Source organism: Ottowia thiooxydans DSM 14619 (genome assembly GCF_000422885.1).
GTDB lineage: Bacteria > Pseudomonadota > Gammaproteobacteria > Burkholderiales > Burkholderiaceae_C > Ottowia > Ottowia thiooxydans.
In genome coordinates, this window is record NZ_AUGX01000001.1 from 401,817 (window position 1) to 426,268 (window position 24,452).

Sequence of the window (24,452 nt, forward strand, 5' to 3'; positions counted from 1 at the left end):
GGATTCGCCTGTTTTTACAGGCTCCCCCACATCAGGATCAAATCATGGACGCAGAACACATCAACCAGATCGGCTCACAAATCGAAGATCTCACCGCGCGCACGGTAGATTTACGGAGGTATCTTTGACTACGATGCCAAAGCTGAACGCCTGCGCACGGTAAACGCCTCGCTCGAAGACCCTTCCGTCTGGAACGACCCCAAGAAGGCCCAGGAACTGGGCAAGGAAAAGAAAGCGCTTGATGGCGTGGTCGAAGTGATCGACACGCTTTCGCGCGAGCTCGCGGACAACGCCGAGCTCTTCCAGATGAGCCGCGATGACGGCGATGAAGACGGTATCAAGACCATAGAAGCCGAAGCCGCCAAGCTCGCGGCGCTGGTCGAGGATCTCGAATTCCGCCGTATGTTCAACCAGCCAGCTGATCCGAACAACGCATTCCTCGACATCCAGGCTGGAGCCGGGGGTACTGAGGCACAGGATTGGGCCAGCATGCTGCTGCGCCAGTATCTCAAGTATGCGGAGCGCAAGGGCTTCAAGACTGAGATTGAAGACGAAACCCCAGGTGAAACCGCCGGCATTAAAGGCGCCACCATCAAAATTGAAGGCGAATACGCCTACGGCCTGCTGCGCACTGAAACAGGCGTGCACCGTCTCGTGCGCAAGAGCCCGTTCGACTCCTCCGGCGGCCGGCACACCAGCTTTGCCAGCGTGTTTGTCTACCCTGAGGTGGACGACTCCATCGAGATCGACATCAACCCCTCAGACGTACGCACCGACACCTACCGCGCCAGCGGCGCCGGCGGCCAGCACATCAACAAGACCGATTCGGCCGTGCGCCTGACGCACATCCCCACCGGCATCGTGGTGCAGTGCCAAGATGGCCGTAGCCAGCACAGCAACCGCGACGTGGCTTGGAAACGCCTGCGCTCGCGCCTGTACGACCATGAAATGCGCAAGCGCCAAGAGGAAGCTCAGAAGCTCGAAGACAGCAAGACCGATGTCGGTTGGGGCCATCAGATCCGAAGCTACGTGCTGGACAACAGCCGTATCAAGGATTTGCGCACCAACGTCGAAATCAGTAACACACAGAAAGTGCTTGACGGCGATCTCGATGCCTTCATCGAAGCCAGCCTGAAGCAAGGCGTCTAAGAGCTTGCTCTGGGAGCCTGTTCAAAATCTCCTCGCGGTCCTATTGCGCTCGAAAAACAGCGTCTGCGGCGTTAAAAATACTCGCGATACCACGAGGTATCCCTGCGTTTTTCGCCTTGCATCCACAGTCTTTCGAACACAATAGCCCTCGCGCAGAGAGTTTGAACAGGCTCTAGGTACGCCACCACTGAAATAAAAAGGAATTCCCATGCGTGAAGGACACACCACCGTCACCCGGCGGCTGGACTATGCCCCCCCCGCGTTCTGGATCGACACGGTCGATCTCACGTTCGATCTGGATCCCACCAAAACGCGCGTTCTCAATAAAATGACGCTGCGCCGCAACCCGGACCAGGCGGCACAACCGCTCAAGCTCGATGGCGACGAGCTGAATCTGGCACGTGTACTGGTGAACGGTCAGGGCACCTCCTTCCGCATGGAAGGCGAGCAACTGGTGCTGGAAAGCCTGCCAGAAGGCCATGAGCCTTTTGAGCTGGAAATTTTCACCACCTGCAATCCCGAGAAAAACACCAAACTGATGGGCCTGTTCCTCAGTGGCGGTGCGTTTTTCACGCAATGCGAGGCCGAAGGGTTTCGCCGCATTACCTATTTCATAGACCGGCCTGACGTCATGGCCAGCTACACCGTGACCCTGCGCGCGGACAAGGCCAAATACCCAGTGCTGTTGTCCAACGGCAATCTGGTGGATGAGGGTGAACTCGAAGGTGGGCGCCACTTTGCCAAGTGGCAAGATCCGCACAAGAAGCCCAGCTACCTGTTTGCGGTGGTGGCGGGCCAACTGGTGGCTCGCGAGCAACGCATCATCTCCCGCTCAGGCGGTGAGCACCTGTTGCAGGTCTATGTGCGTCCGGGTGATCTTGATCAGACCGAACACGCCATGAATTCCCTCATCCACTCCGTATTGTGGGATGAAGCGCGTTTTGGCCTTCCGCTGGATCTGGAAAGATTCATGATCGTCGCCACCAGCGATTTCAACGCCGGCGCCATGGAGAACAAGGGCCTCAACATCTTCAACACGAAGTATGTGCTGGCCAAGCCCTCCACCGCCACTGACGCTGACTTCGACGCCGTGGAAAGCGTGATTGGTCATGAATATTTCCACAACTGGACGGGTAACCGCGTCACCTGCCGCGACTGGTTCCAGCTCTCACTGAAAGAAGGCCTCACTGTATTCCGCGACCAGGAATTCAGTATGGATCTGGCCAGCACGCCGAGTGCGCGGGCCGTGAAACGCATTGAAAACGTCATCGATCTGCGCTCAGCGCAGTTTCCGGAAGACGGCGGTCCCATGGCGCACCCGGTGCGGCCAGACGAATATCTGGAAATCGGTAACTTCTACACCTCCACCGTCTATGAAAAAGGCGCGGAAGTGGTGCGCATGTACCAGACGCTCGTAGGACGCGATGGATTCCGCAAAGGCATGGATCTTTACTTCCAGCGCCACGACGGCCAAGCTGTGACCTGCGATGACTTCGCCCAAGCCCTGGCTGATGCGAATCCGGATAGCGACCTCCCCCGCCTTCTCCCCCAATTCAAACGCTGGTATAGCCAATCTGGCACACCTGTGGTGAAGGCCGAAGGAAATTACGACGCGGCAGCGCGCACCTATACGCTGAAGCTCTCCCAAAGCTGCCCACCCACACCTGGGCAGCCGGTGAAAGAGCCTTTTGTGATCCCGGTTCGCCTGGGTCTGGTGGCAGAAGATGGCCGTGATCTTCCCTTGCGGCTTGAACAAGGAAGCCTCTCGCAGGAGCAAGGCGAGCCAACCGGCAGCATGACTTATGTGCTGACTGAGCCGCAAGCTACGCTCACGTTCGTAGATGTGGGAAGCGAGCCTGTGCCCTCCCTGATGCGCGGCTTCAGCGCTCCGGTGAAACTCGATTGCAACTACACCTCAGAGCAATTGCTGCGTCTGCTGGCCAAGGACAGCGACTCCTTCAACCGGTGGGAAGCCGGCCAGCAGCTAGGCCTGCGCGTTGCGCTCAATGCCCTGTCGTCCAGCGCGAACGCACTCCCAGAGCGACCACTGGATGATGCCTATATAGCCGCCCTGCGCGAAGTGTTGCGCCATCCTGATCTGGACGCAGCCTTCAAGGCCTTGGTGCTCAGCCTGCCAGATGATGACTACATCGCCGAGCAGATGGAAGAGATGGACCCGCAACGCATTCATGCCGTCCGCGAAGCGATCTCAGTGCAGTTGGCCACAGAATTGCGGGACGATTGGGAATGGGCCTACGAGCAATACAAAGACACTGGCGCTTACCAACCTGACCCGGTTTCAAGTGGGCGCCGCTCCCTGGCCGGGATGGCTCTGAGTGCCCTCTGCGTGTGGGCCTGCAAAACGAACGACGCCGTGTGGCCTGGCAAGGCCTACCAGCGCTTCAAGGATGCCGGCAATATGACCGACCGCCTGAACGCACTGGGCGCCCTGCTGAACTGCGGCCACGAACTCGCCGAACGGGCGCTTACCCGCTATTACGAGTTGTTCCGTGCCGAGCCGCTTGCGCTCGACAAGTGGTTCTCCTTACAGGTTCTCACCTCTGACCGCTCCGGGAACATTCTGCCCATCGTGCAGAAGCTCACACGCCACCCTGACTTCAGCCTGCGCACACCTAACCGTGCGCGCAGCGTGCTCTCCAGCTACTGCCACGGCAACCTGGCGGGCTTTCACCGCCTTGATGGCGCTGGCTACACATTCTGGGCGGATCGCGTCATTGAGCTGGACAAGCTCAACCCGCAGGTGGCCTCGCGTTTGGCACGTGCCATGGACCAATGGGCACGCCTTGCCCAGCCGTACCGCCAAGCTGCCCTGGCCGCTATCGAGCGCGTTGCCGCCAAGACCGACCTCAGCAACGACGTGCGCGAAGTCATCACACGCACGTTGGCAGCCGAGGCAACGGATGCGCCCTCTTCTGAAATCCATGAAGACTCGAATTCCGAGCAGAAAGCCAACTCATGAGCAGCCGCAGTATCTCCCTCACCCGGTACCTGGTTGAAAAACAGCGCGTTGATGGCCACATCCCTTCACAACTGCGCTTGTTGCTCGAAGTGGTGGCCCGTGCGTGCAAACGCATCAGCCACTCGGTCAACAAGGGCGCACTGGGTGATGTGCTGGGCACCGCCGGTAGCGAGAACGTTCAAGGCGAAGTGCAGAAAAAGCTCGACATCATCGCCAACGAAGTGCTGATTGAAGCCAACGAATGGGGTGGCCATCTGGCCGCCATGGCCAGCGAAGAAATGGACGCCATCTACCTGGTGCCCAACCGTTACCCACGCGGTGAATACCTGCTGCTGTTCGATCCCCTTGATGGTTCCAGCAACATCGATGTCAACGTGAGCATTGGCACCATTTTCAGCGTGCTGAAAATGCCCGAGGGTGATCGTGGTGTGGAAGAGCGAGACTTCCTGCAGCCCGGCAAATGCCAGGTAGCGGCCGGCTATTGCGTGTATGGCCCTCAGACCACACTCGTGCTTACGGTGGGCGATGGGGTCGCCATGTTTACGCTGGACCGTGAGCAAGGCTCCTTCGTGCTGACGCAAGACGACGTGCGCATTCCCGCTGACACCAAGGAATTTGCCATCAACATGAGCAATATGCGCCACTGGGACACCCCGGTGAAGCGCTACGTGGACGAATGCCTGGAAGGTCGGGAAGGCCCGCGCGGCAAGGATTTCAATATGCGCTGGATCGCCAGCATGGTGGCTGACGTTCACCGCATCATGACGCGTGGCGGCATCTTTATGTACCCATGGGATAAGCGCGAACCCGGCAAACCCGGCAAGCTGCGGCTCATGTATGAAGCCAACCCCATGGGTTGGCTTGTGGAGCAAGCAGGGGGTGCTGCTACCAACGGCCGCGAGCGCATCCTCGATGTGCAACCCACCCAGCTGCATGAACGCGTCAGCGTCATTCTGGGCAGCAAGAATGAAGTAGAACGGGTGACCTCCTACCATCAGGAACAGGCCAGCTCAGGTCAATGAGACTGATCAACGCGTCATCGCGTTGATCGCTACGGTTGCAATCAGGCTTGGTGCAACCGCAGCCAACAAGTAGTGTGGACTTGACCAGCCACAAGCGTTGTTGCCGACCGACACGCACAAGGAATATCGCCAGATTTCGCGACTGCTCATGCGGGTAGTACTGGTGTTGCCAGCCGCATCGTCATTGGGCCCTGCACTATGTCGACCAAGCAGATGCTCCTACCCATGCCACCAAAAAGGGGCGTACCGCCCGCGAAACCAACTTTGGGCAAAGATCGGGCAATTTGAACCGATACAAATTGATACCCAAGCCGACAAAGAGAGATAATTGGTTCCAACTAACGGTCACCCCGCTAGCGACTTCTATCTTGGCCACTTACCCGCCCAATGAGTAAAAAAATCCTGGTCTTGGCACTGGCAATGAATGCGGTGTCTGCATTCGCCCAAACTGCACCTACTCTCTCGTGCGCCAGCTTGTCTTCCGAGCTGAACACGGGCGTGCTTAGCGGAACGCCATTGGGTTTGTATCAACCCGATCCGATCTGGGCACAGTTCCAGGAGCGCACAGTCACTCCCCAAACGCCGCCGCCTAACTCCAGCGCATGGGTCCAGGCGCGCACGACTGGCGCCATAGACGGCGTCTGGAGCACTTTTACAGATGCTCAATGGCTAAGTCCCGGTTATCCCAGCCGATCCGGGGTCTACATTCAATCGGCCAGCGGCGATTGGTGGCCGCGCCCCATGGCCGCCACCACTCCGTTTTACAACCACTACAGGGTGCAGTTCAACCTTTCGCCTGAAGTGCCTCCTTCGGCGGTAAGTTTTGAACTCGAATACATGGGTGACGACACGGTCACCGCCGCCTATGTGAACGGCAATGCAGTTTCTCCGTTCACCTCTGCCGGATTTGTTAGTGGGGTCTACACAACCATGAATAGCGGCTGGGTCGCGGGCGCCAATTCATTGATTTTCACCACCGGAGACACCGGTTGGTCAGCCGGTTTTCTGATGCGTGCCCGCACTGCGGGGCAATCGATCTGCTCAGTCTCTCCCATCAGCATCACGAAAACGGCCAATCAGGCCAGCTACGTTCCAGGAGATACAGCGAGCTACACCGTCACTGTCGCAAATATAGGTTTGGTAAATGCGACCGGTGCCAGCTTGGCTGACCCAGTACCTGCCGGGCTTGCCAATCCCGTTTGGACGTGTGCAACGGCTTCCGGAACGGCAGCATGCCCAGCTCCCGCAACGCCCGGAATCACGTTTGATTTGCCGGGCCAATCCAGCCTTGTATTCACATTGACTGGCACGGTGACCGGGCGAGACACGCTAGACAACACCGCCACTATTGCACCCGGAACTGGCGGGGTGTGCGCGGCGACCACCGGGTGCTCGGCGACTGTCACACCAAGCTACACAGCTTCGCAGACTTCACCCATCAGCATTACAAAAACGGCGAACCAGGCAAACTATCGTCCCGGCGAGACTGCAAGATACGCCATCACAGTCACAAACGAATGGACAGTGAATGCCACTGGGGTGGTGTTGACCGACCCCACCCCTCCCGGAATCACAGGGGCTAGCTGGTCTTGCACACCCGCCACGGGCTCCGCGGTGTGCCCGAACCCACCCACGCCCGGAACGCCATTCAACCTTCCGGGCCGGTCAAGCTTGTTGTTCACGCTAGAGGGCACCGTAACTGGCCGCGCCTCCTTGGAAAATACTGCAACGATTACCCCAGGGGCGGGTGGAGAGTGTTCACCGGCTACAGGTTGTTCCGCTACGGCAAGCCCTACCTACACACCTGCCCCAGCTCCCGCGCCGGCTCACCCGGTGCCAACCGTGGGATATGGCGCATTGGCAGCCCTGGCGGCATTTATAGGCTTCATGGCTTGGCGCCGCAGAAAACCCCAGATGTGAGAGAGAAACAAAGAGGATCGCCAGGTCGTGGTAATCCTCTTTATATGGGCAAAACCCTGAACAGCTCCTAACCCATCAACGAGTCATCGCGTTGATCACCACGGCTGTGATCAGACCGGTTGCAACGGCAGCCAGCAAGTAGTCTGAGCCGTTCTGCACCCAGTAATACCCCCTCGGCGGTTGGCGCAGCCCATGGCCCCGCCAGTCATTGACCACGTACTGACGCTGGCGGAACTCCTGCGGAAGGCGATCACCGCGATTGAAACGACGATATTCCGGGTGGTACTGGTACCCAGGCCGATTCACCCATACCTGCGGACCAGGGCCCGGCCGGTGTGGGCCAGCGTGTGGAGGGGGCCCCGGCCTATGGTTGTATGAAGGTGGCGGGCCACGGCGGTCCGGTCCACCTTGGTGGTAGCCAGGATTTCGCCCGTCACGGCCATGATCGCGTCCGTGATCACCACGGCCCGGCTGCGCCAGCACCGGAGCGCTCACCATACACAGGGCCAGCAGGCCCACAAGTGTTTTTGTCGCTTTGACTTTCATGGAATGCCCTTCTTACGTCGCATATAGCAACTGCACATGCTATCCGATGCAGGGCCATATGGCCCTGTAGGCCAAGGCCGCGAACCCATGTCAGCCGCTCATCCGCACCTGGGTTTGAATAGTGATTCCAGACCGTCGGGATTTCAAAATGAGCCTTTTCTTCTCCATACGAGCAGCGTCAAGCCGGCCACCAGGATCATCACCCCCCATTGCGAGAGCGTTGGCACAGGCACCATGTTTGCTTCGGTCGACAAAGGTATGCCAATGCCTGAAGGATCGGCAATCACGTTTTTGGTATCCAGCGCGGAGTCACCCAAGCCACCGTCTGCAATACGCAGCGTCAGTGTCTTTCTATCTTGCGAGAGGCTGTAACTACCAGGCTGACCTTCTGCGCCCTCCGGGAGCATGTACCAATGAGCCTGCGGCTTGGCCGCGGTCGCCCCGTATTTCCACAAGACAGCGCCCATCGGAACCGCAGACGGCAAGGTGAAATGGGCGGTCAACATCGAGTCGGCATCACCGTTCACCGCTACAAAGTCGAGCAATCCATATGGAAAGCTGTACCCGGATGGCAATGAAGGCGGTGATTTGGGCGCGCCGCTCGCAGCAATCCAACCGCCTGAGTCCATGGCCCCGGAGCCGACAGGCGCGAATGCCCAGCCATGATCACCAGACAAAACAGCCTGCGCTCCCCCCGCCGCACCCAAGGCAAGGCGTTTCAGCGAGGCACTCGCCACAACTCCCGGCGTATCACCCACCACCACTACCCCGTGCAAGCTGTAGTTCTCACTGGCCAATAAGCCACTCGCGCTGAAGCTGGTGGGTGATGCAGATGCCACGGCGAGCTGACCCGAAAAAGCGCTTGGCGTCCCAGTGCCATCCAAACCAGCCATCACTTGCGCAAAATCAGGTGCTGGCGCCGAAGCCGGCAATACCACCCAGTAGAACTGGCCGGCCTGGCTCGCCGTCACACTAGCGCGGAGCCCCGTCGCTTCACTAACCGTGGCGCTCACAGAGGCAGTCGCCAGCGTATCGAGAACAACGCTATCAGTGCGGAATTTCTTCCACTCATTGAACTCCAGATCTTTGGCCACATTGCCATCGTCATAGAAGACGGCATCGCCGCAGTCGCTGATGAGGCCTGTATCACCTCCCGCCATCATGTTGGCAGGCAATTCCGCAAACCCTTCTGGTGAGCAACTAGTCACGCTTGGGCTAAGTGAAGCCAGCGAAGTCGCGCGCGGGCGCAGATTGGTGGCCAGGCCGTTGGAAGCGACACTGCCGTCCCAGCTGTACAAGCGAAAATCCTTCGGTGCTACGCCCGTGGCACTGCCAGGCGGGCCGGCAATGATGAGGTATTGCCCGCTTGCGTTCTTGCTGATTTCGCGAATGGCCCGCCCACCTAGATTGAGCCAGATCGGGGCACCGAATTGCGCGCTACCTATGTTGCCGCCGCCGCTACTCGTCGCAAGCGCGTCATAGTTGTTCACCTGAACGATCAGCGCGTGGTTGCGCCCCTGCGCATTGCCAAAAACAGGAGCAGGTTGCCCAGGCGCGGGCACCAAAGGCGCGCGGAATGCGAACCAGGCTGCGCTGTTGCTGGGGTTACTGGAGAGCCCTTCTATTGAAAACCCATCAAGCGACTCGCTCTCAGGAATACCGCCGCCGGCAGATCCTGCCACGAGCCCAAAGCGGTGGTCATTGGCTGCATCCCAGGCGCGCAGATCTTCGCGCAACCAGCGGTAGTAGCCTTTGATATCCAGGGAAGGAGTGGCACCATCTGACACGTCTGCGGCAAATACGCGCCAGCGATCCGCGCGCGAGTTTCCGCTCTTATTATTCGAGTGCGAGCCCGTGACGTAGAGACGGTCACCAATGCGCATGCTGGCTTCAAGATCGACTTCTCCATCCGCCTTGCAATTGCTGGTGATGCCTGTGAGCCCCTGCACAGTGCAACTGGTTGCCTGGCTGAGACCCAACGCTGAGTCAATAGCCAAAGGCGCCGAAGGGGCTCCTGAACCGCTGCGAGAGTAGGCCCACAAAGCGTTGCCACCAGGCAGAGGTTGACCAGAAAGATCAACAGCCGGCGCCTCATCGTCTCCCACGAGTACGAGCGCACCACCATTGAGCATGCTGCCGGTGGAGCCATCTGAACGGCCGGTGTACCAGCGCGTCGAGGGCGTGGCGGAGATGGCCTGTGAAGCAGCGTAGCGAATCGTCCGCGCAATAGAGAGGCCGCGGCTATTCGTGACCGTGACAGTGATGTCCGCAAAGCCCACCCTGCTGGCCGCAATCCTTAAAGTGACATCGTTGCCGCTCTTCAGAATTTGCAAACCTGACTGCGCTACCACGTTCGTGTTGCTGCTTTCGGCCTTCACTTCAAGAATGGCAGCTACATCCTGGGCGTCACTGACTTGAAACTGCAAGCCGAGCGTGGCGGCAGGATCAGTGGCATCGCCAATTACCCCAGAGAGAGCGAATTGATTGGCAAGCCCTGCAATATCTGGCGGCTGGACCGTGACGGTGCCAGCGTAGGTGAGATGGGCGCTCCCTCCCTTGCTGTTCACCGCACGCACGCGAAAACCATACGTGCCATTGGGCAGCCCTGTCACCGCCCTGCTGAGCGCGGCGCCACTGGCGGGCACGACATGCTCACGAACCACCGTGGCAAAACTGTCCGTTGACAACTCCAGCACGTACCAGGCGACCGCCGCACCTGAAGCTGGCGCAGACCATTGGGCAGTGAAGCCATTGGCCGCGGGGCTGGTGGACGCATTCGTCGGCGCATTCGGCGCCGCCGCAGGCAAAGTGGCCTCAGGCGTCAGCGTCAGGCCAAAGAAGCGTGCCGGAGAAGATTGGCTTGCCTCGATGGCATGAATGGAGGTCCATGCTCCTGTGAGCGTTCCGGTGGGTCCGGAGCGATCGAACGCGCGATAGACCTTGCCGTCTGATCCGGTGGCAAACACCACCACCTGGCCACTACCGGTATCCAGGGCCAGAACACCATGCGCATCAGGAACTGGCATGCGACCTTTGAGAGACCAGGTGGTACCGTCGAAGCTGTATTTTTCTATGGCGGGGGTGCTGGCGTTATTGTTGGCCACATAAGCCGTATCCGTCACGGCGGGGCCGCTGCCCAGCTTGAGCAAAGCCAGACCCCGGAAATTGTTCGCGGGCACGCCAGGCAGAGGCACCACCGTGGAAGGGCTGGGCGTGCTTGTCGGCAGGTTGAGGCCAAACTTGTTCACGGTGCCACCACCGGCGAAAGCGGCGTAGAGCTGGCCTGCGGAGATCTGTATGCCTTGCGCATTCGTCGTAGACAACTGCGCATTACTCGCAGGCAGGCCACCATTGGGTGCATACCAGAGTCCACGCGTAGCGCCTCCGCTGCCAGCGCCGCTGGCCCACACCTGAGTACAGTCGCTGCTGACGGCACTGCGGATTGAATCACCCATGAAAGCGGAGCTGGCTGAGCTCCCAAAGGTCACGCCGCCAACCTGTTCTCCAGTGGCTCCTATCAAGACCACCCGGCGCGGCGCTGCCGTCGCCGCGTCAACCAGAGGCGTAGTGCCGGCCGCGACGCTATAGCCAGGTACCGCAAGACAACGCCCGTCTGCCGAGCGATTTAGCAGGCCCTCCGAGCGCGTGTCACTGGCCGTCAGAACGCTGGCGCCCGTGCCCGTGGATGGCAAGCTCAGGGTCTGCACCAGAGTACCTTCAGGGCTGAGTTCAAGCAGCGACACAGGCTGCGCCGTCTTGGTCGCTCCGCCATCGAATCGGTACACGACCACATTTCCTGGACTGAACGGTGCAGCCCAAACGAATGGACTTCCCACTGCGATCAATAGCGTGACCGCACCCACCTTGAATTTATTCTTCATGAAACTCGCAACGCAAAAATTTGACAAAATCGCGTGACGATAAAGACGCCAGATGTCAGCCGTGTGACTGCACGTGCGCCCGGTGACTCACGAGAGGCCCGCCATCTGGTTCATTTCCTCTTTTCCATACGTGTTCCCAACGCATGAACAACCACAGCCTTTCCCGCCGCCATCTGCTGGCCTTGGTGTCCATGACCACTCTGCTCGCAGCCTGCGGCAAAAAGAGCACGCCAACAGCCCGAGCCATAGCCGCGGGCAGCACTGTTCTGGCACTAGGGGACTCCCTGACCTCTGGCGTTGGAACTGATGCCACCACCGCCTACCCGGCTGTGCTGCATGAGCTGACAGGCTGGCAAGTGATCAATGGGGGCGTCTCAGGGGAAACATCGGCCCAGGCGCTTGTGCGCACGCCCGCCCTTCTCAAGGAACATAACCCCGAACTTGTCATCTTGAGCATTGGCGGCAACGACTTTCTTCGCCAAATGAGTGCGGCCAGTACCAAGGAAAACATCCGATCAATCTGTGAAGCCGCCACAGCCTCCGGCGCGCAAGCGCTTCTCGTGGCGGTACCGCAGTTTTCGCTGCTCGCGGCCAGCACAGGGCGCCTCACAGATCACCCGCTTTATGCAGAACTGGCGGACGAGTTGAAGCTTCCCTTGCACCAGAACGGCTGGGCGGAGGTGCTTGCCGACGCCAGCTTACGATCCGATCAAATACATGCAAACGCTCAGGGTTACCGACGCTTTACTGAGGGATTAACGGGGCAACTACGTGCGTCAGGCCTGTTGGCCGGATAGGTACTTCGCCAAGGATGGCAGTCACTGACCACGACGACGGAGGTTTCGCCATCCTTACCGCTTGGAAAAAGTCAGTTCGGGATAACCGATGACGCTGTGACGACAGGAGAAGACTCAGGCAAAGGCTGCGCCAGAGGACCGCAGTCGGTGCCAAGAAAACATCCGATCCATCTGCGAGTCCGCTACAGACTCCGGCGCGTAGACGCTTCTCGTGGCGATACCTCAGTTTTCACTCCAGACGGCCAGTACGAGCGGATACCCAATCACCCGCTCTACGCAGCGTCGGCCGACGAATTGAAACTTCCTTTGAATGCGAATGAATATGCAGCAGTGCGCTGCTGTTCCAGTTTGCGTTCAACTCCTATCCTTGCGAACGCGCGCGGGCACCGCCGAATCGCCTAAAAGAATGGACAGCGCAACTGCGTGCGTCAGGCTGCTGGTCTGATAAGTGAAGGTATCCAGCCTCTGAGAAGACTTCTTTTTTTGCATATGCATGCAATTCCAAGGTGGGACCTACTCAAGAAACAGTCTCCTTCATAGCTTAAATAAATAGAAGCACTTGAATCCATAAGTTCAATTTTTACTGCAACTAGAGGAAATGCATTAACCTGAAAGAACCCTTTCTTACGGAACGGAACCCATGACTCTTTTTCGCCGAAGATCTCCTCAGTGGTGTGCCCGTGCCGATGCATACGCATGTGTTCCATGGCAGCGTGTGCAGACCCCAGGTCCCCCGGCCACTACCTAGCCCATTCCTATAGCCTCCGCATTCGTACTCGTCGTCTCTGATCCGGGACTGACTACTTTGGCTACAAGGGTTGCGGTGGCGGTATACCACTACAGTCTTGCACGTTCAGTCAAATCAGTCATGCAACAAAGAAACAAATCTTTCTTGTGAATTTTTTCCTATTCAACTGCCCTATTACAAAAGACAGGAAAACTACGTAGTCCGGCATTCATTCAAGATAATAAAATCGAGACATCCATTACATTAATTTTAGAAATTTCAATAAGCTAAAATTATTTTCCATGGATACATTATCTAAATAATAAACTCCACGAATTAAAATCAAATGATTAAATTTTTCGGCACGCTCCCGCGAATAGGTGCTATCGGCGTAACGGCTAGCCTGTCCTCGGTTACAGCTTGGGCACAACCCTTGATGTGCGAGGTCGCTATCAGCTATGTTTCGGCAGCTCCACCAGTCACGGTAGCCCCAGTCGTCCCAACAGCTGTACCTAGCCTGTCTCACTTAGGCCTTGCTGTTTTGGTGGGGGGTGTCGCGTTCGTGGCTTGGCGCCAACGCAAGTTACCCGGCGCCCGCCCATTAGCAGCCGCGCTTCTGGCCATGGCCGCCTTCATGGCCAATCAGGGTGGGGGTGGGTTGATACAGAAAGCTTATGCCGCCACGGCAGATATCCTCAGCCCCTCTGGCACGCTGAATGTGCAAGTTCCTAACGGCGAACAGCTGACGTTTACCAACCGATCAGGCGTTCGCGTCCGTATCACCGGTGTCGTTCCCGATTGGATCGGTTGCTCAGCAGATACGCTGCTGGAAAACAATGCATCCTGTACGACCGATTACCCGATCTCCTGCGATGGCGGCGGCGGCGGCAACAACTAGAACGCTCAGCGCCAAGAGATCTCGACGTAGAGAAATCTCCCCTGCGGGGAAAATTCGGCCTCGGCACAAAGCCGTAGGCGCGACGTTTCACATTGTTTGAAGTTAGACCCAGCTCAACTTCTTGTCACTTTGGTAAAAGTCAGTTCGGGATAACGGATGAAGCTGTGACGGCAGGAGATGGCTCAGGTAAAGGCTGAGCCGAGGCAGGCAACCCGAAAACGCGGTCAAACCAGAGATTGAAGAGGAAGGCATAGACCAGGAAGAAGACGATGAGTCCCACATCCAAAATCAATGCCTCCCACAAGGACACCTTCAGCCACCACGCAAATAGCGGCACCAGCATCACCGTCAAACCCGTTTCAAAGCCGAAAGCATGCGCCAGGCGCCGCTTCAGGCCTCGTCCGCGCACTTTCTGGCGAGACTCCCACTTCTCAAAGGCCGTGTTGTAAGAAAGATTCCACACTGTGGCAATGAGTGAGGAAGCCACGGCCAAAAAGGTGGAGTGCCCTGCGCCCTGCCCTGAGTAAGCTGCAAACGCCACAGTCGTGACGGCCACAGCAATCAGTTCAAAAAGGGTAACGTAAACAATCTTGCGCTTAATACCTTGCATTGCGACGTTTGCTTAGTGCGCCTGTTCCCAGTTGGGGCCCACGCCCACCTCAGCCAATAAAGGCACCTTCAGCGCAGCCACCCCCGCCATCACACGTGGAATCTCGCTGCGCATCCATTCGATCTCGTCTTCTGGCACTTCCAAAACCAATTCGTCATGCACTTGCATGATCATTCGCGTCTTGCGCTTCTGATCATCCAGCACTTTCTGCACTTGCACCATGCTCATTTTGATCAAATCCGCCGCAGTGCCTTGCATAGGTGCATTGATGGCGGCTCGCTCAGCACCTGCCCGGCGCGGGCCGTTCGGTGAAGTGATCTCGGGCAAGTACAAACGCCGGCCGAACACGGTCTCCACGTAACCAGTTTCCTTGGCCGATTGGCGTGTATCGTCCATGTACTTCTTCACGCCGGGATAACGCTCAAAATAGCGCGCGATGTAGTTGCGCGCAGCCGTGTTATCAATTCCCAGATTGCGCGCCAGGCCGAAGCTGCTCATGCCGTAGATCAGGCCAAAGTTGATCACCTTGGCATACCGGCGCTGCTCACTCGTGACCTGCTCGGTCTCCACACCAAACACCTCCGCAGCCGTGGCACGGTGCACATCCAGTCCGTCGCTAAAGGCGCGCAGCAACGCCTCATCGCCACTGATATGCGCCATGATGCGCAGCTCGATCTGGCTGTAATCAGCACTGGCAATCACACAGCCGGCAGGCGCCACAAACGCTTCGCGCACGCGGCGCCCCTCCGCATTGCGGATAGGAATGTTCTGCAGATTGGGGTCATTGCTGGATAGCCGCCCCGTCACAGCCACGGCCTGCGCGTAATGGGTGTGCACCCGGCCGGTGGTGGGATTCACCATCAGCGGCAGTTTGTCCGTGTAAGTGCCTTTGAGTTTGGAAAGCCCCCTGTGCTCCAGAATCCGCGCTGGCAGAGGGTAATCTTCTGCCAGTTTTTCAAGCACCTCTTCATCGGTACTGGGGGCTCCTGTAGCCGTTTTCTTGACCACCGGCAGGCCGAGCTTTACAAAAAAGATTTCACCGATCTGCTTGGGCGAACCCAGGTTAAACGGTTGCCCCGCCAGCTCATGGGCTTCTTTTTCAAGCGCCAGGATGCGTTGGCCCAATTCATGGCTTTGGGCTCTGAGCGCGTCGCTATCGATCAACACGCCTGTGCATTCGATGCGGTAGAGCACTTCACTGCTCTCCATCTCAAGCTCATAGATGGCACGCAACTTCTCGTTTTCTTGCAAGCGCGGCCAAAGCGCCAAATGAACATCCAGCGTCTGGTCTGAGTCTTCGGCGGAATACTCTGCAGCCTTGTCAACCGCCACCTGCGCAAAGGGAATCTGGTGCGCGCCCTTGCCGCATAAATCTTCGTATTGAATACCCTGGCGACCCAGATGGCGCTCCGCCAAACTGGCCAAGCCGTGCGGCCTATGCACTTCCAGCACGTAGCTTTGCAGCATGGTGTCGTGCGCGAAGCCCTGCACTTCAATGCCGTGATTGGCAAACACATGACGGTCGTACTTGATGTGCTGACCCAGTTTTTTCTTTTCCGGGTTTTCCAGCCAGGGTTTCAGCCGCGCGAGCACTTCCTCCAGGGGCAGTTGCTCTGGCGCGTCAGGTCCCGTATGGGCGAGCGGAATATAGGCCGCTTCGCCTGGTTTCACGCTGAATGAAATGCCCACAATGCGCGCCAGCATTTCATCCAGTGAGGTCGTTTCGGTGTCCAGGGCGGTCAACTCAGCGGCTTCGATCTTTGCAAGCCAGGCATCAAAGGCGGGCCAATCGAGCACCACGTCGTACTTCAGCTCGCCTGCACGAGAGGCGGCAGGCGGATCAGCGAAAAGATCGCCGGTGCCACTGGTGTCTTTGGCAGCCACTGGCGCGCTCGCTTTGGCCTTCGAGCCAGGTTGGCTAGTCTCCAGCGGTTTAGCCAAGCTCTTGAAGCCATACTTTTTGTAGAACTCGACGATCGCCTCGGTATTCATCTCGCGGCCAGTCACCGAATCCAATGAAGGCAAGCCGTCCACGTGCCCGGTCAGATCGCAGTCCGTACGGATGGTCAGTAGCTGGCGGCCGGTAGGCAGCCAATCCAGCGCCTTGCGCAGGTTCTCACCTGCAGCGCCCTTGATCTGGCTGGCATTGGCTACGATGGCATCCAGCGAACCATACTCCCCAAGCCACTTGGCGGCGGTCTTGGGCCCCACCTTGTCCACACCGGGCACGTTGTCTACCGAGTCGCCCAGGAGCACCTGGTAATCGACCATCAGCGAAGCGGGCACACCAAACTCTGCCTGCACGCCGGCCATATCGCGGCGCTTGCCACTCATGGTGTCGATGATGGTGATGTTGTCCGTGACCAGTTGCGCGAGATCCTTGTCTCCGCTGCTGACAATCACCTCAATACCTTGTTCCGCCGCCGTTTTGGCCAGCGTTCCAATCACATCATCTGCCTCCACGCCAGGCACCATTAATACCTTCCAGCCCAGGAGATCCACCGCCTCATGAATAGGTGCGATCTGGCTGCGCAGGTCATCCGGCATGGGAGCGCGCTGCGCCTTGTAATCTGGATAGATTTCGTCGCGAAACGTGCCACCAGGGGCGTCGAAGACGCAAACCGCGTATTGAGCACGCGGGTACTGCTTGCGCAGCACGGTCAACATGTTGATCACGCCGCGGATGGCTCCGGTGGGCTGGCTCTCCCGGTCATTGGGGTCCACACGCAGATCAGGCATGGCATGAAATGCACGATATAAATAGCTGGAGCCATCCACGATCAGTAGTTGAGGCTGGCTGGAGGCTTGGTCGGCGGACGCTGGGACAATTTCGGTCATGGGTGAATTGTGCATGCACGGCTTCCCGCATGCCGCAACATGTGCTTACGTATCCGCAACCAAGCCTTGATGAGATTCATACTGCCGCGCGTCCAAGAATATAAATCCGTTCAGGCTGAGCTTGTCGAAGCGCCGCGCAAGGCTTCGACAAGCTCAGCCCGAACGGTATTTGTTGACTCAACGCAATTCGGCCTGAAACGTGCGTTGACCGGGTGCGGCCTCTACAATCCCCATATATGCCACTCTCGATTACCTCCAAGGCTGCCCTGCTGGCGGCCACCTGCCTCGTTGGCGTCGCGGCGTTGGCGCAAGCCCCTGCCCCAGCAGCAGCCTCCAACGCCCCCTTAGCGCGTGAAAACCCGGTTCAGCACGACAGCAAGACCCAGCGTATTGAAAACATTCGGGTTGAAGATGCTGGAAGCCGGGTTGACGAAGTTCGGGCCGGCGGCGAAACCAAGAGCATTACGGTGCAACCCAAAGCGGGCGTTCCCGCTTACGAAGTGCAGCCTGCCGGTAATACCAGCACCGGCGCAAACAGCGGCGAAACGGCGCCCGGGGGCGCTGGCCGGCGCGTGTGGAAAGTCTTGAGCTTTTAACATCTCATGGCGGTTTTTACAGAAGTCTCCGAAAACGAGGCAGGCCAGCTCCTGCACTCGCTGGGTCTAGGCACCCTCACCGAGCTGCGAGGCATAGAAGGTGGCATAGAAAACACCAACTACTTCGTCACCACCACTGATGGCAGTTGGGTGCTCACCCTGTTCGAGCGACTGACGCACGCTCAGTTGCCGTTCTATCTGCACCTCATGAAGCACCTGGCGGGCAAGGGCATTCCGGTACCGGCGCCCTGCGCCAAGCCAGCTGAGATGCGCATCCCGGCCGGCGAAGACGACCTGCTGCATACCCTGAAGGGCAAGCCAACCACAGTAGTAAACCGCCTGCGCGGCAAGAGCGAGCTAGCCCCCACGGATGCCCATTGCGCCGCTGTAGGCGACATGTTGGCCCGCATGCACCTGGCAGGGCGCGACTACGAAGGCCGTCAACCCAATCTGCGCGCGCTGCCTTGGTGGAACGAAACCGTGCCGGTGGTTCTACCCTATTTGAGCGAAACACAGGCCGCGCTGATCCGATCCGAGCTGGCCTATCAGAACCACACTGCTCAAAGCTCGGCTTACGCGGCGTTGCCTCGCGGCCCGGTGCACGCTGATCTGTTCCGAGACAACGTCATGTTTGAAGGCACCAGGGAGCAGCCCAAGCTTTCAGGGTTCTTTGATTTTTACTTTGCCGGTATCGATACCTGGCTGCTGGATCTAGGCATCACCCTCAACGACTGGGCCATAGACCACCCCAGCGGGCGGGCCGATCCACAGCGCACGCAAGCCATGCTGCAGGCGTACGAGGCCGTTCGCCCTCTCACCAGTGCCGAGCGCCGCTTGCTGCCAGCCATGGTTCGCGCCGGTGCGCTGCGTTTTTGGATCTCCCGCCTGTGGGACTACCACCTCCCACGCGAAGCTGCGATGCTGAAAGCACACGACCCCACGCACTTCGAACGTGTGCTCCTGGCACGCATTGCTGAGCCGCTGCTTCCATGAAGTCCCTATGAAGCTCAATATCGTCCCCGCCCGCACAGGTACCAGATGGGTCCGAGACGGCGTCCGCACCTTTTTCCGGCAACCGTTAGCCATTACCGGGCTTTTTTTCATGTTCATCGTCAGCATTTCGCTGGTGGCGATCATTCCTTTTGTGGGCGGTGTTCTGGCGCTGATACTGGTACCAGCCGCCACCGTGGGCCTGATGGCAGCTGCTCGCGAAGCAGAAGCCGGACGTTTCCCGATGCCGCTCACGCTGGCCATCGCCCTGCGCCAGGGACCACAGCGCAGGCGTGCCATGCTCCTGCTCGGCGTCCTCTACGCTATCGGCGTGCTGATCGTGATCGGGATTTCTGCGCTCATTGATGGCGGAAGCTTCGCGGAGCTCTACATTGGTGGTGGTGGCATCACCACTGAAATGGTGGAAGACCCCTCGTTTCGCACCGCGATGTGGGTGTCGACCCTGCTCTACCTCCCGCTGTCCATAGCCTTCTGGCATGCACCGGCGCTGGTGCATTGGCACGGTGTACCTCCCCTGAAAAGCCTGTTCTTCAGTGCGGTGGCCGTGTTTCGCAACGTAGGCGCATTTCTTCTCTACGGCCTGATGTGGATGGCCATGTCTTTCGCAGCTGGCCTTGCTTTGCTGGTCCTGTCGGCCGTCACTGGCAGCGCCACCATTGCCTCGTTCGGCCTCATGCCGGTAGCGATCTTGATCGCCTCCATGTTCTTCAATTCCCTCTGGTTCACCTTCCGCGACAGCTTTTCGGCGGACGAAGACCCGTCTCAAACTGCTCCAAAGCCATAAACCAGCATGCCATCTCCGTGGGTATCCGACGCCATCCGGCGCATTGAGCGCGATTTTCAGCGCTCCGCCGACACGCACCTCTTTCCAATCGAGTTGCGTGCATTTCCTGGCGTGCAGATTTATCTTAAAGATGAATCTACCCACCCTACCGGCAGCTTGAAGCACCGGCTGGCGCGTTCCTTGTTCCTCTATGCCCTGTGCAATGGCTGGATCCAGGAAGGCACTACGGTCATCGAATCATCTTCAGGCAGCACGGCCGTCTCTGAAGCCTATTTCGCCCGGCTTTTAGGTCTGCCATTCATTGCCGTGATGCCGCGCAGCACTTCACCCGCCAAAGTTGCCCAGATCGCTTTCTATGGCGGCCAAAGCCACTTCGTTGACAAGGGAGACGAGGTCTACGCTGAAGCCGAGCGCCTGGCGCGTGAAACCAATGGTCACTACATGGACCAATTCACTTACGCAGAGCGTGCCACAGACTGGCGCGGCAACAACAATATTGCGCAGTCCATCTTCCAGCAAATGAGTGCAGAGCCCAACCCTGTCCCGCGCTGGATCGTTGTGGGCGCAGGCACTGGCGGCACCTCAGCCACCATTGGACGCTATCTTCGCTACCAAGGCCATGCCACCCAGCTGTGCGTGGTGGATCCTGAGCACTCGGTGTTTCTTGACTACTATGAAACCCGCGACCTCACCCTCACCAGCCCTCGCGGGTCGGGGGTAGAAGGCATTGGACGGCCTCGGGTAGAACCCTCATTTGTGCCGGGCGTGATTGATCGCATGATGCGCGTGCCCACAGCTGCATCTTTTGCTGCGGCACGGTACCTTGAAATGGTGGTGGGACGGCGCTTTGGCGGCTCCACCGGCACTGATTTTTATGGTGCGCTGCAACTTGCCTGCGAAATCCGTGCACGCGGCGAAACAGGCAGCATCGTCACCCTCGCCTGCGACGGCGGTGAGCGCTACCTCGACACCGTCTACAACGACGAATGGCTGAAAACCAACGGGCATGACATTACCCCTTGGCTACACCGGTTCGAGACGACTTGCACTCAAGGTAGCTGGGCCGAATCGGCCAGCTGAAAATCCGCCTCCCGGCCCTGGCCGGAACGAATTCCGTCGTTCCGGCCACAGCCGTCATCCCGCTTGGATTCACGTGGCTATATCAGCATCGGTTTCCCTGGTCATGACACTGGCCTTCCTACTGGCTTCATGCGGCGGCATGGGTACCCACAGGGGCACCCCCTTGGAGCTGACCATTGCCCACATTAACGATCACCATTCCCACCTGGAAGCGCTCCCTGATCAGATCGTTCGGATAGGTGGCGTGGATACGCAGGTGGAACTGGGCGGGTTCACTCGCCTGGCCAGCGCATTCAGATCGTACGAAGGTCGCGACAACGTGCTCAGGCTGCATGCGGGCGATGCCAGCACGGGCACGCTGTACTACACCCTCTTCAAGGGCCGAGCCGACGCCGACATGATGAACACCATCTGTTTTGACGCCATGGCGGTAGGCAACCATGAGTTCGATGACGGTGATGCCCAACTCAAAAGCTTCATTGAACAGCTGCACACCGGACCTTGCAAGACGCCTGTGCTGAGCGCCAACGTCCACCCTCAGCGGGGTACGCCGCTGGCCCCCCAGAACGCTGAAGACTACATTCAACCCTACGCCATCAAGAACATCCGCGGAATCCCTGTGGGGATCATCGGCATCACCATCAAGCGCAAAACACAAGACTCGTCCAGCCCTCTGCCCAGCACCAGCTTCGAAGACGAAACCTCCGCGGCACAACGCACCATAGATCAGCTCAAAGCCCGGGGTATACGCCACATTGTTCTGCTAACCCACCAGGGTTACCAGGCCGACAAAGCCATGGCCACCAAGCTGAGCGATGTGGATGTCATCATTGGCGGCGATTCGCACACGCTATTGGGCAACTTCAGTAAACAACGCCACCTGCCCAAGTCAGCAGGCCCCTACCCCACGCGGGTGGCCAATCGAGATGGCAAACCAGTTTGCGTAGGGCAAGCCTGGGAATTCAGCAAGGCCATGGGTGAAATGAATGTCAGCTTCAACGCGGAAGGCGACGTCACCAGTTGCACAGGGCAAGCGTCGCTCATCATCGGAGACCGTTTCAAGCGCAAGGACGCCGCAGGCAAATGGGTGGCCGTCGATCCCGCCACGCCTCAGAAAATAGCAGCCGAGGCCGCTACGGACGCCAGTCTGAAAATGCTGGCGGAAGATGCCATCGCATCGAATGTGCTTCGCTCTTATTCCAGCCAGACAGAAAAAATGCAGAAGGAATCGATTGGCGAAGCCTCTCAAGCCCTCTGCCTTGTACGCACACCAGGCGAGAGTTTCAACGCCAGCGGGGAAGTCGCTGGCTGCGAGGAGGCCAACCAGCGCGCACACGGCAGCGATGTGACGCAGTTGGTGGCGCAATCCTTCTTGAGAACCAGCTTGCGTGCTGACCTGGCCCTTCACAACGCTGGTGGTGTCCGCATTCCAGTGCCGGCTGGCGCTATCACCTTGGGCCAAGCCTTTGCTCTGATGCCCTTCAACAACGTACTGATCGAATTGCCGGTGACAGGCGAGCAGATCATTGCCGTGCTGGAAGATGCCGTGTCCAGCTATCTGGACGCTGGGCGCTCCTCTGGCGGAGGCCACCCTTACGCGGCAGGCCTTCGCTGGCATCTTGACATGAGCCAACCCAAAGGGCGCAGATTCAGCCGGCTGGAAACCAAGGACCGCCAAAGCGGCACTTGGGCATCCCTGGACCCAGCACGCACCTATATCGTTGCCACGCATGAATTTCTGGCTAGGGGACAGGGAGGATATGCCAGCTTCAAACCTATCTACGACAGTGGAAACTACGTGAATACGCATTTCCTTTACACCCAAGCTTTCGTAGACTACGTCCGCGCCCACGGTAAGGTGCAACGCCCTGCGCCGGCAGACTACTCTCACCAGGCAGTGACCACCCAGGCTGGAGTCGTGCTTCACTAGTGCCGTGAGTTGGAAGTTCGTTGAAAAAACAAATCTGTCGAAATCGGTGTCAGGCAAGGAACAAACCGCAGTGATACCGAGTGGTATCGCGAGGAGTTGTGGGGCCGCCTAGGTGACGCCGCATGGCGCCGATTCTCGACGGATTTGTTCAGCGAACTTCCAATTCACGACACTAGGAGACTGTCTGACCTGGAGCCCCTGCAGGCTCTCAGGCAGAATTTCGCCAACTCTACGGCCACCCCTGAGTCAGAACGTGCACCACCATTCCACCCAATGGAAACTCGCGACTCGTTTGCCACACAAATGAGATACTGACATACAATTTCTTAGCATACCAAGATCATGCTAACCAACCACATGGCCTGCCCCGGGCCTGTTCAGCACTAAGAAAGAGGCAAGTCATGGCCGGTCAAAAAGTGATCATCAGTTGCGCCGTCACCGGTGCGATTCATACCCCTTCGATGTCTCCCTATCTGCCGGTCACGCCGGAAGAGATCGCCAAGTCCTCCATTGAGGCGGCCGAGGCGGGTGCGGCCATCATTCATTTGCACGCCCGCGATCCCGTGACTGGCAAGCCGGATCAAACACCAGAGGCATTCCGCCCTTTCCTGGAAAAAATAAAGGCCGGATGCGATGCCGTGGTGAACCTGACCACTGGCGGCTCGCCCTACATGTCCGTGAATGAGCGCATCCAACCGGCCATGGTGCTCAAGCCCGAGGTCGCCTCCATGAACATGGGAACCATGGGCTTCGGCCTCTTTCCCATGTTGGAACGCTTTAAAGAGTTCAAGCACGACTGGGAACGTCCTTATCTCGAAGGTAGCAAAGACCTCATCTTTCGCAATACCTACGGAGACATCGAGACTGCGCTCAAGAGCATGGCACCCAACGAAACGCGTTATGAATTTGAGTGCTATGACACATCGCACCTCTATAACTTGGCTCACTTTGTAGATCGCGGTTTGATCAAGGCACCATTTTTTGTGCAAACAGTGTTCGGGATCCTGGGCGGCATCGGCGCCCATCCTGAAGATGTGATGCATATGAAGCGCACGGCCGACAGGCTGTTCGGCAACAGCTATCGTTGGTCAGTTCTTGGGGCTGGGCGCAACCAGATGCCTGTGGCGGCCATGGCAGCTTCTATGGGTGGGAATGTGAGGGTTGGGTTGGAGGATAGTCTTTGGATTGGGGCGGGAAAGCTGGCGCAAACCAATGCAGAGCAGGTGCTCAAGGTACGCAAGATCATTGAAGGCTTGGGGCTTGAGGTGGCTACGCCGGCTGAGGCTCGTGAGATTCTTGGGCTTAAAGGGATTGCGAAGGTCGCGTTCTGATAGTTTTAGTTACCTCGACCCCGGTCGGGGTGCGGGGGTCGGAGTGTGGGGGTCGGGGTGCGGCGTGAGGGTTTTAACTCCCTCTCCCTCTGGGAGAGGGCGGGGGTGAGGGCAAGCAGCCGTGGATTTGTTGGCAGCTCGTAATAGTTATCTTCTGCTGTTCTTTTGAGGTCGGAGGCCGGGATTGCGCCCGGCTGCGCAGTCCCTTTCTTTGCTCGCACAAAGCAAGTAACCAAAGAAATGCGACCCCAAGTCCGTGTCCCTACGCTGCGCTCCGGGCACCCTCCGGTGCTCAGGCAAGGGGCGGTGCGGCAGAACTCGCTGCGTTCGCTTCGCTCTCTACCCTCAAACA

At 58.4% G+C, this 24,452-nt stretch carries 17 protein-coding genes; 12 read left to right on the plus strand and 5 right to left on the minus strand.

What is annotated here, in order from left to right; translation table 11 throughout:
• The first annotated feature begins 44 nt into the window (after positions 1 to 44).
• From prfB to G518_RS0102055, 3 genes are all read left to right on the plus strand, one after another.
• A protein-coding gene (gene prfB, locus G518_RS0102045; RefSeq protein ID WP_156909236.1) for a peptide chain release factor 2 occupies positions 45 to 1,149 on the plus strand; the annotation gives its coding sequence in 2 pieces (ribosomal slippage) (positions 45 to 125 and positions 127 to 1,149; 1,104 coding nt in all).
• Between the two features lie 208 nt (positions 1,150 to 1,357).
• Positions 1,358 to 4,129 (plus strand): aminopeptidase N, encoded by a 2,772-nt coding sequence (pepN, locus tag G518_RS33515; RefSeq protein ID WP_084651326.1) that lies wholly within the window; start codon positions 1,358 to 1,360, stop codon positions 4,127 to 4,129.
• Complete coding sequence (locus G518_RS0102055) at positions 4,126 to 5,151, plus strand: class 1 fructose-bisphosphatase (RefSeq protein ID WP_028601101.1); 1,026 nt, start codon at positions 4,126 to 4,128, stop codon at positions 5,149 to 5,151. Before pepN ends, G518_RS0102055 begins: the two co-directional genes overlap by 4 nt.
• Before the next feature lie 6 nt (positions 5,152 to 5,157).
• Here the strand turns inward: G518_RS0102055 and G518_RS39785 are convergent, their stop codons facing one another.
• Positions 5,158 to 5,301, minus strand: a complete 144-nt coding sequence (locus G518_RS39785; protein WP_156909237.1) for a hypothetical protein — start codon at positions 5,299 to 5,301, stop codon at positions 5,158 to 5,160.
• Between the two features lie 237 nt (positions 5,302 to 5,538).
• Here G518_RS39785 and G518_RS0102060 point away from each other — a divergent pair, with 237 nt between their 5' ends.
• Entirely contained in the window at positions 5,539 to 7,071 is a 1,533-nt protein-coding gene (locus G518_RS0102060; protein ID WP_084651328.1) for a DUF11 domain-containing protein, read from the plus strand.
• Between the two features lie 75 nt (positions 7,072 to 7,146).
• Here G518_RS0102060 and G518_RS0102065 read toward each other — a convergent pair whose 3' ends face one another.
• Together G518_RS0102065 and G518_RS0102070 are read right to left on the minus strand one after the other, a co-directional pair.
• Positions 7,147 to 7,617: an RcnB family protein gene (locus tag G518_RS0102065; RefSeq protein WP_028601103.1), complete on the minus strand. Its 471-nt coding sequence runs from the start codon at positions 7,615 to 7,617 to the stop codon at positions 7,147 to 7,149.
• Between the two features lie 143 nt (positions 7,618 to 7,760).
• Positions 7,761 to 11,498: a choice-of-anchor U domain-containing protein gene (locus G518_RS0102070; RefSeq protein ID WP_051235850.1), complete on the minus strand. Its 3,738-nt coding sequence runs from the start codon at positions 11,496 to 11,498 to the stop codon at positions 7,761 to 7,763.
• Positions 11,499 to 11,641: 143 nt separating this feature from the next.
• Here G518_RS0102070 and G518_RS0102075 point away from each other — a divergent pair, with 143 nt between their 5' ends.
• Complete coding sequence (locus G518_RS0102075; protein WP_028601105.1) at positions 11,642 to 12,295, plus strand: GDSL-type esterase/lipase family protein; 654 nt, start codon at positions 11,642 to 11,644, stop codon at positions 12,293 to 12,295.
• A gap of 1,073 nt (positions 12,296 to 13,368) precedes the next feature.
• Entirely contained in the window at positions 13,369 to 13,920 is a 552-nt protein-coding gene (locus G518_RS0102085) for a midcut-by-XrtH protein (protein WP_028601106.1), read from the plus strand.
• A 139-nt stretch (positions 13,921 to 14,059) separates the two neighbouring features.
• Here the strand turns inward: G518_RS0102085 and G518_RS0102090 are convergent, their stop codons facing one another.
• Both G518_RS0102090 and polA read right to left on the minus strand, forming a co-directional pair.
• The gene (locus G518_RS0102090) at positions 14,060 to 14,530 is read right to left on the minus strand and encodes a PACE efflux transporter (RefSeq protein WP_028601107.1); all 471 of its coding nucleotides are present in this window, start codon (positions 14,528 to 14,530) and stop codon (positions 14,060 to 14,062) included.
• 12 nt (positions 14,531 to 14,542) lie between these two features.
• Positions 14,543 to 17,368 (minus strand): DNA polymerase I, encoded by a 2,826-nt coding sequence (gene polA, locus G518_RS0102095; protein WP_051235852.1) that lies wholly within the window; start codon positions 17,366 to 17,368, stop codon positions 14,543 to 14,545.
• A gap of 236 nt (positions 17,369 to 17,604) precedes the next feature.
• Here polA and G518_RS0102100 point away from each other — a divergent pair, with 236 nt between their 5' ends.
• The 6 genes from G518_RS0102100 (at position 17,605) to kce (ending at position 24,100) form a co-directional block, all read left to right on the plus strand.
• Positions 17,605 to 17,964: a hypothetical protein gene (locus G518_RS0102100; protein ID WP_028601109.1), complete on the plus strand. Its 360-nt coding sequence runs from the start codon at positions 17,605 to 17,607 to the stop codon at positions 17,962 to 17,964.
• Positions 17,965 to 17,970: 6 nt separating this feature from the next.
• Positions 17,971 to 18,957 carry a homoserine kinase gene (locus tag G518_RS0102105; RefSeq protein ID WP_028601110.1) on the plus strand — a complete coding sequence of 329 codons (987 nt, stop codon included), beginning with the start codon at positions 17,971 to 17,973 and terminating at the stop codon, positions 18,955 to 18,957.
• A gap of 7 nt (positions 18,958 to 18,964) precedes the next feature.
• Positions 18,965 to 19,759 carry a BPSS1780 family membrane protein gene (locus G518_RS0102110; protein WP_028601111.1) on the plus strand — a complete coding sequence of 265 codons (795 nt, stop codon included), beginning with the start codon at positions 18,965 to 18,967 and terminating at the stop codon, positions 19,757 to 19,759.
• A 6-nt stretch (positions 19,760 to 19,765) separates the two neighbouring features.
• On the plus strand, positions 19,766 to 20,839 hold the full coding sequence (locus G518_RS33520) for a PLP-dependent cysteine synthase family protein (protein WP_051235854.1): 1,074 nt from the start codon (positions 19,766 to 19,768) through the stop codon (positions 20,837 to 20,839).
• A 73-nt stretch (positions 20,840 to 20,912) separates the two neighbouring features.
• Positions 20,913 to 22,769 (plus strand): bifunctional metallophosphatase/5'-nucleotidase, encoded by a 1,857-nt coding sequence (locus G518_RS0102120; RefSeq protein WP_245597871.1) that lies wholly within the window; start codon positions 20,913 to 20,915, stop codon positions 22,767 to 22,769.
• A gap of 401 nt (positions 22,770 to 23,170) precedes the next feature.
• Positions 23,171 to 24,100: a 3,5-dioxohexanoate:acetyl-CoA acetone transferase gene (gene kce, locus G518_RS0102125; RefSeq protein ID WP_028601113.1), complete on the plus strand. Its 930-nt coding sequence runs from the start codon at positions 23,171 to 23,173 to the stop codon at positions 24,098 to 24,100.
• Positions 24,101 to 24,452: the final 352 nt, after the last annotated feature.

What these genes read in the sequence shown, in the direction of transcription:
- pepN (WP_084651326.1), top strand. Translation starts at nt 1,358, where the DNA reads ATGCGTGAAGGACACACCACCGTCACCCGGCGGCTGGACTATGCCCCC.
- G518_RS0102055 (WP_028601101.1), top strand. Translation starts at nt 4,126, where the DNA reads ATGAGCAGCCGCAGTATCTCCCTCACCCGGTACCTGGTTGAAAAACAG.
- G518_RS39785 (WP_156909237.1), bottom strand. Translation starts at nt 5,301, where the DNA reads ATGAGCAGTCGCGAAATCTGGCGATATTCCTTGTGCGTGTCGGTCGGC.
- G518_RS0102060 (WP_084651328.1), top strand. Translation starts at nt 5,539, where the DNA reads ATGAGTAAAAAAATCCTGGTCTTGGCACTGGCAATGAATGCGGTGTCT.
- G518_RS0102065 (WP_028601103.1), bottom strand. Translation starts at nt 7,617, where the DNA reads ATGAAAGTCAAAGCGACAAAAACACTTGTGGGCCTGCTGGCCCTGTGT.
- G518_RS0102070 (WP_051235850.1), bottom strand. Translation starts at nt 11,498, where the DNA reads ATGAAGAATAAATTCAAGGTGGGTGCGGTCACGCTATTGATCGCAGTG.
- G518_RS0102075 (WP_028601105.1), top strand. Translation starts at nt 11,642, where the DNA reads ATGAACAACCACAGCCTTTCCCGCCGCCATCTGCTGGCCTTGGTGTCC.
- G518_RS0102085 (WP_028601106.1), top strand. Translation starts at nt 13,369, where the DNA reads ATGATTAAATTTTTCGGCACGCTCCCGCGAATAGGTGCTATCGGCGTA.
- G518_RS0102090 (WP_028601107.1), bottom strand. Translation starts at nt 14,530, where the DNA reads ATGCAAGGTATTAAGCGCAAGATTGTTTACGTTACCCTTTTTGAACTG.
- polA (WP_051235852.1), bottom strand. Translation starts at nt 17,368, where the DNA reads ATGACCGAAATTGTCCCAGCGTCCGCCGACCAAGCCTCCAGCCAGCCT.
- G518_RS0102100 (WP_028601109.1), top strand. Translation starts at nt 17,605, where the DNA reads ATGCCACTCTCGATTACCTCCAAGGCTGCCCTGCTGGCGGCCACCTGC.
- G518_RS0102105 (WP_028601110.1), top strand. Translation starts at nt 17,971, where the DNA reads ATGGCGGTTTTTACAGAAGTCTCCGAAAACGAGGCAGGCCAGCTCCTG.
- G518_RS0102110 (WP_028601111.1), top strand. Translation starts at nt 18,965, where the DNA reads ATGAAGCTCAATATCGTCCCCGCCCGCACAGGTACCAGATGGGTCCGA.
- G518_RS33520 (WP_051235854.1), top strand. Translation starts at nt 19,766, where the DNA reads ATGCCATCTCCGTGGGTATCCGACGCCATCCGGCGCATTGAGCGCGAT.
- kce (WP_028601113.1), top strand. Translation starts at nt 23,171, where the DNA reads ATGGCCGGTCAAAAAGTGATCATCAGTTGCGCCGTCACCGGTGCGATT.